Annotated in this window: 13 protein-coding genes; 5 read left to right on the forward strand and 8 right to left on the reverse strand. The window is 32.1% G+C overall.

The window, feature by feature from the left end:
* The first annotated feature begins 54 nt into the window (after positions 1-54).
* Together DW1_RS12150 and DW1_RS12155 are read left to right on the forward strand one after the other, a co-directional pair.
* Positions 55-1,329, forward strand: a complete 1,275-nt coding sequence (locus tag DW1_RS12150) for a DUF1576 domain-containing protein (protein WP_074350896.1) — start codon at positions 55-57, stop codon at positions 1,327-1,329.
* The gene (locus tag DW1_RS12155; protein ID WP_074350897.1) at positions 1,326-1,667 is read left to right on the forward strand and encodes a hypothetical protein; all 342 of its coding nucleotides are present in this window, start codon (positions 1,326-1,328) and stop codon (positions 1,665-1,667) included. The genes DW1_RS12150 and DW1_RS12155 overlap by 4 nt, the downstream gene beginning before the upstream one ends.
* A 413-nt stretch (positions 1,668-2,080) precedes the next feature.
* Here the strand turns inward: DW1_RS12155 and DW1_RS12160 are convergent, their stop codons facing one another.
* The 7 genes from DW1_RS12160 to DW1_RS12190 all read right to left on the reverse strand — a co-directional run bounded on the left by DW1_RS12160 (position 2,081) and on the right by DW1_RS12190 (position 10,307).
* Positions 2,081-3,298 (reverse strand): IS256 family transposase, encoded by a 1,218-nt coding sequence (locus DW1_RS12160; protein ID WP_074350898.1) that lies wholly within the window; start codon positions 3,296-3,298, stop codon positions 2,081-2,083.
* A 690-nt stretch (positions 3,299-3,988) separates the two neighbouring features.
* Positions 3,989-5,533, reverse strand: coding sequence for a methyl-accepting chemotaxis protein (locus DW1_RS12165; protein ID WP_347499765.1), 1,545 nt, complete (start codon positions 5,531-5,533; stop codon positions 3,989-3,991).
* Between the two features lie 18 nt (positions 5,534-5,551).
* Entirely contained in the window at positions 5,552-5,731 is a 180-nt protein-coding gene (locus tag DW1_RS12170) for a hypothetical protein (RefSeq protein ID WP_074350900.1), read from the reverse strand.
* 425 nt (positions 5,732-6,156) lie between these two features.
* Positions 6,157-7,329, reverse strand: coding sequence for a sensor histidine kinase (locus DW1_RS12175; RefSeq protein ID WP_074350901.1), 1,173 nt, complete (start codon positions 7,327-7,329; stop codon positions 6,157-6,159).
* A gap of 29 nt (positions 7,330-7,358) precedes the next feature.
* Entirely contained in the window at positions 7,359-8,318 is a 960-nt protein-coding gene (locus DW1_RS12180; protein ID WP_074350902.1) for a M23 family metallopeptidase, read from the reverse strand.
* Between the two features lie 20 nt (positions 8,319-8,338).
* Positions 8,339-9,544, reverse strand: coding sequence for an MFS transporter (locus DW1_RS12185; protein ID WP_074350903.1), 1,206 nt, complete (start codon positions 9,542-9,544; stop codon positions 8,339-8,341).
* Between the two features lie 127 nt (positions 9,545-9,671).
* Positions 9,672-10,307 (reverse strand): response regulator transcription factor, encoded by a 636-nt coding sequence (locus tag DW1_RS12190; RefSeq protein ID WP_074350904.1) that lies wholly within the window; start codon positions 10,305-10,307, stop codon positions 9,672-9,674.
* Positions 10,308-10,630: 323 nt separating this feature from the next.
* On the opposite strand from DW1_RS12190, the gene DW1_RS12195 reads away from it, so the two are divergent.
* From DW1_RS12195 to DW1_RS12205, 3 genes are read left to right on the forward strand one after another with little or no spacing between them, the layout of a single operon-like run.
* Positions 10,631-10,813 (forward strand): spore coat associated protein CotJA, encoded by a 183-nt coding sequence (locus DW1_RS12195; RefSeq protein ID WP_143474419.1) that lies wholly within the window; start codon positions 10,631-10,633, stop codon positions 10,811-10,813.
* Positions 10,814-10,833: 20 nt separating this feature from the next.
* A complete protein-coding gene (locus DW1_RS12200; protein WP_074350905.1) occupies positions 10,834-11,100 on the forward strand; it encodes a spore coat protein CotJB in 267 nt (88 codons plus the stop codon).
* Between the two features lie 16 nt (positions 11,101-11,116).
* Positions 11,117-11,689: a manganese catalase family protein gene (locus DW1_RS12205; RefSeq protein ID WP_074350906.1), complete on the forward strand. Its 573-nt coding sequence runs from the start codon at positions 11,117-11,119 to the stop codon at positions 11,687-11,689.
* A gap of 93 nt (positions 11,690-11,782) precedes the next feature.
* Here DW1_RS12205 and DW1_RS12210 read toward each other — a convergent pair whose 3' ends face one another.
* A complete protein-coding gene (locus tag DW1_RS12210; RefSeq protein ID WP_074350907.1) occupies positions 11,783-13,075 on the reverse strand; it encodes a histidine--tRNA ligase in 1,293 nt (430 codons plus the stop codon).
* Between the last annotated feature and the right edge of the window lie 282 nt (positions 13,076-13,357).

The raw sequence follows: 13,357 nt of genomic DNA on the forward strand, positions 1-13,357 counted from the left end.
ATATAAATAGCTTAATTATAGTTTTAGTAGTATATAATGACATTGGAGGAATTTATGACAAAGGAAAATTTAAGCGACTACAGACAAGTAAGTGAAAAAACTAAATATATAATATTAACAATATTTCCAATTGCATCATTGATTTTGGCTTTTTTGGTAAGTGATTTTAATAGCATAATAAGTGGAATTTATAAGATAATCGTTCAACCAGATGTGCTGCTTACAGACTATATAAAGGTGGGGGGGCTTGGTGCTGCTCTTGTGAACTCAGCACTCCTTACTTTACTTAATATTTTCTTCCTGTGGAAGTTAAAATTTCATATTGGTGGTCTTCCGATTTCAGCGATCTTTATAATAGCTGGCTTCTCCTTTTTTGGGAAAAACATTTTCAACGTGTGGCCTATCTATATTGGTGGATATTTATATGCAAAATACGAGAAAAAGTCATATAATAGTGTAATAATAATATCAATGTTTGGAACAGCCCTTTCTCCTATGATTTTTGAAGTCGCTAGAGCATTAAGTCCATCTAGCTATTGGGGATTAATCTTTGGATTTATGGCTGGTATTGTGGCAGGATTTTTTCTTCCGCCTATTGCTGCTCATATAATAAGAGCTCATGATGGGTATAATTTGTATAATGTAGGATTCGCAGCTGGATTTATCGGAACTGTCGTTATGTCCTTTATGAAAGGCTATGGATTTATCAATGAGCCAAGAATGATATTATCTACCGAACATGATTTGTTTTTTAAAATTTTTCTTTCAGTATTTTTTGCTATACTAATAGTAATCGGATACATTTTAAACGATAATAGCTTGATAAAGGGATATTCCAGAATTCTCAAACTATCAGGTAGGCTAGTTGCAGACTTTACTTATACATCAGGCTTTGGCATAACCTTGGTTAATATGGGAGTCATGGGATTAATAGGGTTAGCATATGTAGTCATATCAAGAGGCACTATGAACGGGCCTATAGTTGGTGCATTACTTACTATAGTTGGCTTTTCTGCCTTTGGAAAACATCCTAGAAATAGTATTCCTATTATGGTTGGTGTATTTCTAGCAAGTATTATAAAAGTCTGGGATACAAGCTCTACTACTGTAATTATAGCTGCTCTTTTTGGCACTAGCTTGGCACCTATTGCAGGAGAATATGGTCCTATTGGAGGAATTATTGCAGGTTTTCTTCATCTTTCTGTAACTATGAATGTGGGAGTACTTCATGGAGGTATAAATTTATATAATAATGGCTTTTCAGCCGGTATTATTGCCACTTTATTAGTTCCAATTTTTGATGTATTCAGAAGGAGTGAAAATCAATGAACTTTGAAGTCAAGAAGATTACTAAGATTTTAAGTGAAATGGTTGCTTTTGCATTGCTGGGAAATGCAGAGAGTATAAACACATTAGTAGAAAATAATGAAGATATGTATAAGTTAATTGTTAATGCCAGAAATGTTAAGCGTTCTGATGAGAGTATAGAAAATCTAAGAGAGCTACTAAATGCTCCTCGTCAAAAAGCTGCTGAAGAATATTATTGGGAGCTAGCAGGTGACAGTGACACTGGCTCTGAACTTGCTTTAGTTGGAATGATGACTGATAAAGCTATAGTTGAGTATGAGGATAATAATCTTATGATAGAGCTTCATAGATATAAATAGAATATAACCCAAGCGTAGATTAATATTGCTGAAAAATTTTTTTATCATCCTGAGTATACCAAAGAATCTCATGTATGCTGAAAACATGAGATTCGAGAATGTAATAAACTTTGTGCTTTAGAGAGAATCTTATTCTCTAAACTGACAAGAAGTATTTAATTGTATATAATCAATATCAATTAAATAGCTTGTTTTTATCTTTGCCCATATTATTCTGATTTATGCATTAAAATGAATATTATGGGCAATAATTTTAAGTATGGAATAGTGTGCCTTTTTCATAGCATAGGTTATTCTACTTGCAAAAAGAAATTTATTTTTTATTTGGACATCAGGCTAAAAATTAATTTTTTCAGGTCAATTTCAAGCCTGATATCTTTGGTTTTACCTACTTTAACGGCTTTTTCATGATTTTAAATATATTGTTTTACTCTACTTTCGAAAAATATCATTAGTTGATTTAATATTAGGTCCCAGTTTCTATATCTCTGGGTCCATTTTTTTACTACGTTTTGACTTGCTAGATACAGCATTTTTTCAAGCGCCTGATCTGATGGAAACATGTTCTTAGTCTTTGTTACTTTTCTTAGCTGTCTGTGGAAGCCTTCTATTATGTTGGTTGTATACATTATTGTTCTAATTTCCTCAGGATACTTGAAGAATGGAGATAATACATCCCAATTTATTTGCCAACTCTTGATTGCATATGGATACTTCTTACCCCATTTATCTTCTATTTCGATTAAGTTCTCTAGTGCTGCTTCTTCATTTGGTGCCTTATATACTTCTTTGAAATCTCTTGCAAATTCCTTTATGTCTTTGTAACTTACATGCTTAAATGAGTTCCTCAACTGGTGAATTATACATCTTTGTATTTCTGCCCCTGGATATGCTGCTGTTATAGCTTCTTTTATGCCTGTAAGCCCATCAACACAGAATATTAATACATCTTTTAGCCCTCTGTTTTTCAAGTCATTTAGTACTCCTAGCCAGAACTTAGATGATTCATTCTCTCCTATCCAAATTCCCAGAACATCCTTAAAACCATCTAAATTTACACCTAAAACTACATATGCAGCTTTACTTTTTATCTGTCCGTCTTCTCTGACTTTGTAGTGTATGGCATCCATAAATACAAAGGTATATAGCGATTCTAGAGGCCTATTCTGCCATTCTTTTATTTGGGGGATAATACTATCGGTGATTTTACTTACCATATCTGCGGATAGTTCTATGCCATAAATATCTTTTATTTGATCGTGGATGTCTCTAGTTGACATACCTCTTGCATAAAGTGCTATTACTTTTTCCTCAATTCCTGATATATCTCTTTTGTTCTTTGGAACTACAGTTGGTTCAAACTCACCATTTCTGTCTCTTGGTACTTCTATTGGCATTTCTCCAAATTGAGTTTTTACAGTTTTCTCTGTATAGCCATTTCTCCTATTTTCCGTCTGTTTGTTTCTCTTATCTCCTTTAGCATAACCTAATTCTATTTCTAGTTCTGCTTCTAACATCTCCTGAATCGCATCTTTAAACATATCCTTTAGATACGTATGAAGATCACCAGCTGTCTTTAGATTTCCTCCCTTTATCATTTCTCTTAATACTTCTTTTGGTAATGTTGACATAAAAAACGCTCCTTTCTGGCTTAAATATTATTTAGATTCTTGCCAGAAAAGAGCTTTGTTTTTCACAAAAGCACAAATTAGCTTACATTACCATAATTTTATATAACAAAGCCTCTCTTCAAATATTCTTTTATACGTAAGAATCGTTGAACTTCCTGCACATAGAGACCCAAATACTAGACCTGTTGCTATTGATTCAATTGGTATCTTTTTTTAAATACTTGCTATTAATGTGAAAAAAAAGCCTCCCCATAATATCTTTACAACTAACTTATTCCTCTCATAAATAATCTGGTTCTTATTCATGACTAATCCTCCTCTTATAGTCAAGTTCATTAAATTAAATTATATTATATGTAATAACTTCATAATTCTACATTTTATGTTCTTCTCCTTCTTACTTTGCAATTGAATATTACCTTTCTTGGATTTTTCATTATATCCCTCTAATTTTTTCTCAAATCTACACTAGTTTCACTTTAAGAGGCTAATATAATACCATGAATAGATCAAATATGAATCTTTGGTTATTATTTTTTTAATATATGTTATTTGCATCATAAGGATTTTGACAGATTAAAAAAGAATCTGAAACAGGCCTAACTCATGCTCATTTCAAATCCTTTTTCTTGTATATTATTCCTAATCACTCAGCCTATATTTAATTGCGGTTATGTATGTAATATCTATTTAGATCTTAAATTTGACAATTAGCTGCTGTAATTCCTCAGCTAAGTGAGAAAGTCCTTCACTTGCATTTGCTATCTCCTTAACAGAATCAACTTGTTCTTCAATAGAGGCTAAAGCTTCCTGAGTTCCTGCAGCATTTTCTTCTGATATAGCTGATAAGTTCTGCATTATGTCTATTAGTTTAATTTTATGCTCATCCATCATACTAGACATACTGTTAAGTTTATCAATAATCGCCTTCGAAGCCTCGACCGAATCTGCAATCATATCAAATTTCTTATGAGTTTCCTGTACACTCTTAGTTTGTAAGCCTACTATTTCAGTTACTTTATTCATTGTTTGTACAGCTTCCTCAGATCTTGCCTTAAGATCCATGATTACTTCCTTTATCTCCTCAGTAAATCTATTTGATTGTTCAGCAAGCTTTCTAATTTCATCTGCGACTACTGCAAATCCTCTTCCAGCCTCTCCAGCTCTGGCAGCTTCTATTGCAGCATTTAGTGCTAGAAGGTTTGTCTGGTCTGCAATACTTTGAATCATAGAACTTGCATCTTCTATTCTCTCAGCACTTACGTTATTTCCAATAATTATCTCATGTACTGACATAACAGCCTTGTTATTTTCTTCTGTCTTTTCAATCAAGTCGTTTAAAATACTGAATCCATCTTCTTTTTGTCTATTTATTTCTTCTGATATATTATTAAGCTCTTGGATGTTTTGCTTTTCTTCCTCGATTAACTGTCCCATTTCTTGTACACTTGCAACAGACTCCTCTGTATCTCTAGCTTGGTCAGAAGCTCCTTTAGCTATTTCTTCAATTGTTCTCGCTACTTCATCTGATGCTGATGCTGATTGATTCGATATGCCTGTAAGCTCTTCTGAAGATGCAGCCATTTGGTTAGATGCATCTAGTGTAGTTGTTAAAAGTTCTCTTACATTTTGCTCCATATTGGCTAAAGATTTTACCATTATACCTATCTCGTCTTTTCTATTAAGATAATTAGCTGCTTTAGACTTTTCATCAAATCTAAAGTCTAACTCTGAATGTCTCTTTACTACTGTAGTTAAATCTAAGATTGGTCTAGAAATTTTATCTCCTACAAAATAACTTGAAATAGATGTAACAATTAATATAATGATGCTTGTAATGACAAATGACTTAGCTAATGACCTTTGCCCAGCATCTACTATTTTATTAACAGATTGCATAGGCACCCCAATAAAATATATACCTATAACATCTTCACCATAAAATATTGGTATGTATTTAGTGATATATAATGAGCCTAGAATATCAGCTTCTCCTATGTATTCATTTCCTTTCATAACTTCCTTATAGGGAAGTCCCTCTTTGTTTAATGTGGTTTCAATTGCTCGTTCGCCATTATCATTCTTTATATTGGTTATTACACGTACAAAATCATCTCCTGACTTAGAAAAAATAGTTGCCACAGAATTCATTTTACTAGTAATTTGATCTAGTTTCTCGAATCTTCCAGAAATACTTCGCCCGCTTTCATCTGCTAATTGCCCATCTTGATTAATCTTAAGCTTCCCAAACTCTTACTCCATATAATCAATAAAAATATTACCATTGCTGTTAAGTTGGTCTTCAAACATTGACATTACAATTTCATCAGTCAATTTATCGCTATTAATCAAACCTAAAACAGCAGTTGTCACAATTGAGACAAATACAAGTACTAACATTATAGCTATTATCCTAAACTTGATACTTTGCATAATGCAGCCCCCTTTAGTTTATTTTTTATTAATTGCAGGATTTACTCCTGAACTAATATGCATCTTAGTGTTTTATATTTATTAATTGTCAATTTGGGCACTGACCTATTATATAATCGGCATAATAATAGCAAAAACTTTATCTGAATATTCAGTTTTTTGCACTTTAGCTACTTTAGTCTTATTTTCATGTTCTAAAACTAATTTTCTTACTATTCTAACTTCTACAAAATGTGACAAATTCCTTCGTAAACATGTTTAACATTCTGGTAGATTCAAGGTTTTGCGACTCTATCTAGATAAAATATAATACTAATAATAGAAAATTTGACAACTATTGATTACTTTTCAAAGTATTTCAAATCAAGAAAGAGAATTTTAAGCTAGAAAACTAAAGTAGGAATTATTTCGTCAAAAAAGATTTGCTATAGGCTTAACTCTACGCCTATAGCAAATCCTTTTTCTTCTTTGTTATTATAATTTACTTTTCCGCCTATGTTACTTATTCTATTTTCTATCCCCAACAGTCCGTTTCCTTTAATCAAGGTATCACAGCCTACACCATTATCCTTTATTTCAATATAGGCATTGCGAGCGCTGACTTTTATATCTATATTTACTTCACTAGCTTTTCCGTGCTTGATACTATTAGTTATTGCTTCTTTTATAGATATACATATAATATCTTTATACTTTAAAAGCAATTCATTTGCTTTCTTATCAATACTCAAATTGACTTTTATATTTCCTGTGCTTTCTACATTATCAACTATCCTTTTAATAGATTCTGTAAAGCCTCCAAGGTTTTCTTCTTTTAGTGCATATACAGCTTTCCTTAAGTCATTTAAACTATCTTTTGCTAAATTTTTTGACCTCCTTAAAATTTCCTTAGTCTTCTCCAAATCTTTATCAATAAGATTTTCTGCCACATCTAAGTTCATATTTAAAGCAACTAAAGTATGCCCTAGATTATCGTGTATGTCTCCTGCTATTCTATTTCTCTCTTCAGTAATGACTAGCTCTTCAATTCTTTTTGACTGTTCTTCTAGCTTATTATAAGACTGTTCTAATTCCTTATTTAATTCCTCCACTCTTCTTTTTTCTTTCCTTAAAGCCTTATATGATAATAAGCTAATAGAGTAAAAAGATATGTATATAATAAACCAAAATATTTCTATAAAGTTATCTTTCCAGTACTTAATGTTAAAGATTTCTTCTATACTTGTTATAGATCTAAAAAAACTTAAAAAAATTAAAAATAATATTTCAAATATAGTCAGTAAGTTTGCAATTCTACCTTGGTTATACAAGATCAGTTCATACAAAATTATAAATAAATATATATCTGAATAACCATTTAAGCTTATTGTTAAAAACCAACTCAATAGCATAGAAATAGATATAGAAATATAGTACTTCTTATAGTCTTTATATAAGTTATAAATTCTTAAGTAATCATTAGCAAGGATTATCAAAAAGCAAGCTAGATAAACTATAAGCTCTTTTATATTATTTCTACACCTATATATGGTGTCTAATGCTATTAAAATCCGTATAGTAATAGCTATAAAACCATTAAACTTCAGTAGTTTATTCATAATCTGATCTCCTCTAAAACAACCTCCTGCTACGCCCTTATTACACAATTCTTAACAGGATAAATATTTTTAAATGCTATAGGTATCCCTTCTCCAAATTGATAGTTACTATCTTCACAATATACAGCATGGATATGGAGATGAGGTCGAGTGGACTGCCCAGAACTACCAACTTCTCCCAGATAATCTCCTACCTTTAGCTTCTGACCAACATTTACAACTAAAGTATCCTTTTTAAAATGATATAAAGATATAAAGTAATTATCGCTTTCAATAATAACTCTATTTCCCCAATTGTTAGGAAGTTTCCCATGTGGGATATTATCGTCGTTATTTACCTCCACTTTTACGACTTCCCCTTCTACTGGGCTATAAACTTTTTCTCCAAAGATATAATAATCCTCATTTGATTTTGGCAGCACTTTGTTTGAAAAACCATACTTGTTCAATTTTATAAAATCTACAGCATATTGCATAGTATAATAGTTTTTTATGTTGGAGTCTTTCCACCCATAATAGTGATAGTTAGTAAAATATGATAATTTACCATCTCCGCCATCTATAACTAAATACCGACCACTTTTAAATGGAAATGACAAATTAAGACAGTTCTTTTTCTTGATTTTGCTTAATATAATACTAATATCAATTATAATTAAAGTAATAGTCCAAATAACAATTGCCGGTCGACTTTCTAAATCTCTTAAGTCTCCAAAAACAATATTATCAGTAGAAAAAATTCTGTAAACACTTAACAGCACACCAATTGCTATAAAAAAACCATACACATACCTAAGATAAAAGTTTGTATGTTCCCAATAAGAGTATGAATAAATGAAATAGAATAGGAAAATTGCATATATGGTCAATAGAATATAAGCAATTATAGTGTCGTATCTTCGGATAAGTAGCCTATCTATGGCATCTAGTGGCAGTACAATTTGTAAATATAAGCTTATTAAATAAACAGCACGCTTATTAGAAATCATGTTAACGCCTCCATAATACTCTACTGTTGAGTATAATCCGTTCCACCTGAGTGTATGAATACTTCCTCATTGTATCTGACTTCATTAGACTTAATTTTATTGTAAATAAAGTATATGGATACTATAGCTGTAACTAAAAGTGAGCCTTGGAGGTAAAACACAATACTATTGCCTATATTTTCATATACATAAGTTCCTACTAAAGTACCTAAAGCACCGCCTATACCACTTGCAAAGCTGTATAGCCCATAAGACCTGCCCCTTTTGTTTTCACCTACAAAATCAATAATAATTGATGAAAATGCAGGACTATAAAACATACTAACAACTGAAATTAGAGTATATATTATCATAAAAGGATAATATGCTCGTACAAAAGGTACGAAGATTTGAAGTACAGCACTTAAAAGCATTCCTATAACTATTACCTTTTCTCTTCCATATTTATCTGCATAGATCCCAAACCTTCTAGGAAGAAACATAGAAAGTATGGCACTTGGTAAAAATAGATAGGATATTAGGTGAAGCTCACTTGCAATATTCTGCTGAAGATATATTAAGTATATTGGAGCTGTTAAGCTAGAGATAAAGGATATAATACCCATAGCTATCAAAAAGTATCTCATATGCTTACTATTCTTAAGCATTCCTGACTCTATATCTTTCTTATAATCCAAAGTTTCTGGAACACTTTTAAATGCATAAAACAAGGAGGCAATACTAGTGATAAAATATACCATAAATATTTTACTGAAGGGATTTTCAAAAAAGTTATTATATAATATTGTAAAAGCTATTGTAATTCCTAATAATTCCCCTTTAATCTGTGATTGATCTAATATACCAAAATTTTGAGCTCTATTTTCTTTACTACTAATATCTGAAACAGCTGCATCTATACTAATCCACAAAAATGATGCTGCTATACTCTGCAATATTCTAGCAATCAATAGATATCTATAGTCGACTGCTATAGAATAGAGAATATTTACTAAGGCGTAAAGAGCTACGCCTATAATTAGGCCTTTTTTTCTTCCTTTCTTATCGATCATATTTCCAACTATAGGTCTTATTAATATGGATACTATTGAAAATATGGTATAGAGAAATCCTATCTCAACTACGCTAACGCCTAAACTCGAAGCGTATATAGGAAATATAAATGCTATAAATGACAATGGAAATGATATATAAAACACTACCTTATTCAATCCTTGCATATACATACCTCCTAGAAGAATTAGCTTTTGATATCAGTATATCTAAATTAAAAGACAAATTCTTCTCACCAAAGTAATCATTATAGTCATACTTTTATATGACTATAGTAGTAGTGTTTTATGTAATGTGTATCTATTTATTATTAATAATAAGTGCTAATTGAGTTCTATCTCTTAGCTCTAGCTTGTCTAATATTTTACTTATATGATTTTTTACTGTTCCTTCTGTAATATAGAGAATCTCTGATATTTCCTTGTTGCTCTTACCTTCGCCAACTAATAATGCTATTTCTCTTTCTCTTCTCGTAAGTCCCTTGAAATCATCTAGCTCTACACCTTTCCTAGGAGTGTTTTCTTCCATTGACCTAAGCATCTTTCTAGCCACATCAGGCTGCAAAAGCATGCTTCCTTCATACACTGTTTGTATTGCTTTTACTAATTCCTCTGAGCTTATGTCCTTAAGTAAATAACCATCAGCCCCATTTTTTAGTCCCTGAATTATGTATTCATCTTCGTCAAATGTAGTTAGTATGAGTACTTTAATTTGAGGATAACTCTCTTTAATTACCTTTGTAGCCTCTACCCCATCCATTATAGGCATTCGTATATCCATGAGTATTAAATCAACTTCCTTTTCCTTCAAAGCTTCTATAGCCTCTCTTCCATTAATAGCCTCACCTACAATTGCTATATGACTATAAAGACTTAGCATCATGGTAAGGCCTTCTCGTATTAAGCTTTGGTCATCTACTATTAGTACCTTTATCATGGCTAGCTCCTTTCTTATGTAGTTGATACTAAAACTATATGCTTTGTCATAGTTTTAGTTTCACTCTATTAGGCTAATGCACTCATTATCATAATATCATATCATAAATTACTTGGTAAACAATTCCTAGTGAAAAATTATTTACTAACTAGCTTACTTTCAATTTTCCATATCGGACTTTCCTTTACAACGCTTAAGTGATTGAGAAGAAGTCCTTCTAAGACCTATGTTTTGCAGCTTTTTTATCGTCATCATAATATCACACTTAATAACTTCTAAGCGTAATATGGTATTGCAGAACATTATTTAAGGAGGTTTTTTTCATGAAAGACAAGGAAAACTGCATTTACTGTTTCCCCCCAATGGAACCATATACAAGGCTTGCTAATGCCTATATTCCATTTCAAATTATGGATAAGGTTTTTTCGCCAAAAGAAGCTTTAATGAAGGGAACACTATTCCCAGAACTTCATGACCCTTATAAAAAAGAAGTATATTGTAAATAAACTTTTAGGAGGTGCGATTTATGAAAAATAATCAGGCTGAATTGCTTGAGCAGCTTATGGAGGTAGGATTCGTATTAGTGGAGACTAACTTATATCTAGATACTCATCCAGATGATGAAAGAGCTTTAAGGCTTCATAATACTTTTTCTCAAAAATATAAGGAACTTGAATGCATTTATGAGGCCCAGTACGGTCCCTTGAAATTCACGAGTATGAGTGTACTCCCTTGGCAATATGTAGACGAACCTTGGCCATGGGATGTAGATTTTGGAAAATGTAGATGCTAATAAAGGAGGCTAAAATATGTGGATTTATGAAAAAAAGCTAGAATATCCTGTAAGAGTAAATACTACTAACCCCACTCTAGCTGCTATGATTATAGAGCAATTTGGTGGTGCAGATGGAGAGCTGTCTGCAGCTATCAGATACCTTACTCAAAGATGGACTATGCCTACTGGAAAGGCAAAAGCTATACTGACAGATGTTGGGACGGAAGAACTTGCTCATTGGGAAATGGTAGGTACTCTTGTTTATAAATTAACTAAAGATGCTACTATAGATCAAATCAAAGGCACCCCTTTTGAAGCTCATTATGTAAATCATGGCAAGGCTCTATTCCCTCACGATGCAGCAGGAGTACCATGGACTGCAGCATATATCCAATCAAAAGGTGATCCAATATCAGACTTACATGAAAATATGGCTGCTGAGCAAAAAGCAAGGTCCACTTATGAATGGTTAATAAACATAAGTGATGACCCCGGTGTTATAGATACCTTAAGATTCTTAAGAGAAAGAGAGGTAGTACATTATCAAAGATTTGGTGAGGCACTTTGCTTAGTTCAGGAGCATAATTGTAGGAAAAAATTTTATTAGAATTTGGTTCTCGCCCAGTTTGACCTACCATCGATTTTCTGAAAAAAACATTCAGAAAATCGGGTTAGGTCATAAAAGGACGGTTTTGCCGTCCTAGTACATAATTTTAGCCTTAATTTGTGAAATACTCACTTCAAAGCTTTCTCCTTTAATCATATCTTTTATTGTTACCTTTCCTGTATTTATTTCATTTTGTCCAAGGACTATTACATATGGGATGCCTTTTTTATTTGCAGCATTCAAGCTTTTGTTAAGCTTTTTTTCACTCATTTCAATATCTACTCTAATCCCCTGTTTTCTCAAATCCCATGCCAGCTTTAAGGATTCTTTTTCTGCCCCAAGGGGTATTATTAGTAAATCTATTAAAGAGTTAGCTTTAGCTCTATCTCTTAGTGTCATAGCTGTATATATGACATCTAAACCAAATGTCAGACCCACTGCTGGATATTCATTTCCATTGTTTAAAAATGAGCCAATTATTTTATCATATCTCCCCCCAGCTACTATACTTGAAGATACACTATTATCTGACAAAAACACTTCATACACTGTTCCTGTATATATGTCCAAGCCTCTAGCTAAAAATGGAGTAAATCTAGTGTACTCAATAATACCTAATGTCTCTAGATACTCATTTAATTCTCTAAGCTCCTGTAGACCATCATTAACTAGCTCACTTTCATAGTTCTCTAATAGATAATCAAAATTGGAAAGATTTTTATTATTTATTAATCTAAGCAGTTTACCTACTAACTCTTTATCTATTCCCTTTTCAAGCATTTCTTTTTCAATACCTTCTTGACCTATTTTCTCCACCTTGTCTAAAGTAAGAACTACTTCATTGATTTCCTGCTCCTTAACTCCGATATCTAATAGAATGCCATAGAGAAGCTTTCTATTGTTGTAGGAAATATATATATCTAAATCTAGTTCCTCAAACACACTGACTATCATTGACATAAGCTCTGCCTCTGCCATCATAGACTTAACTCCTGCTATATCTACATCACACTGAATAAACTCTCTCATTCTGCCTGTCTTTACAGGTCCATCTCTAAAAACCTTGCCTATTTCATATCTCTTAAAAGGCATATTCAAGTAGGGATTCATTCCAATTACCTTAGCAAAAGGCGTAGTTAAATCATACCTTAATCCAAGCTCTCTACCTCCTTGATCACTGAGTTTGTAAATCTCTTTTAGTATCTCTGCTCCCCCACCATACTTAGAAGCCAATAGTTCAAAGCTACAGAGTATAGGAGTCTCTAGTGGCAAATAGCCATACTTTTGGAATGTATCCTCCAATGTTCTTCTAATACTATCTCTTATAATCTGTTCCTCTGGTAAAAAATCCTTCGTCCCCTTTAGGTTTTGTAATTTCATTTCCATTTTCATTCCTCCTTAAATTTTTTAATAAAAAAACCATATAGGCAAAGCACCTATATGGCTCTAATAAAATTTCTATCACCACTAGATGCAAGCTCTAATTAAATACCAATAGAGCTTGCATCTATATACATCCAATAGACACAAACTCTCTAGTGATGATGAACTCTATTTAATTGACTTATGAATGAACTGTTTAACATACCTATCAGCTTCCTTTAAGCTTTTTTAATATACTAACATACTAAATAATATTATTCAAGATATGAATGTAACACTTTTTTA

This window comes from Proteiniborus sp. DW1 (assembly GCF_900095305.1).
In the GTDB taxonomy this organism is placed as follows: domain Bacteria; phylum Bacillota; class Clostridia; order Tissierellales; family Proteiniboraceae; genus Proteiniborus.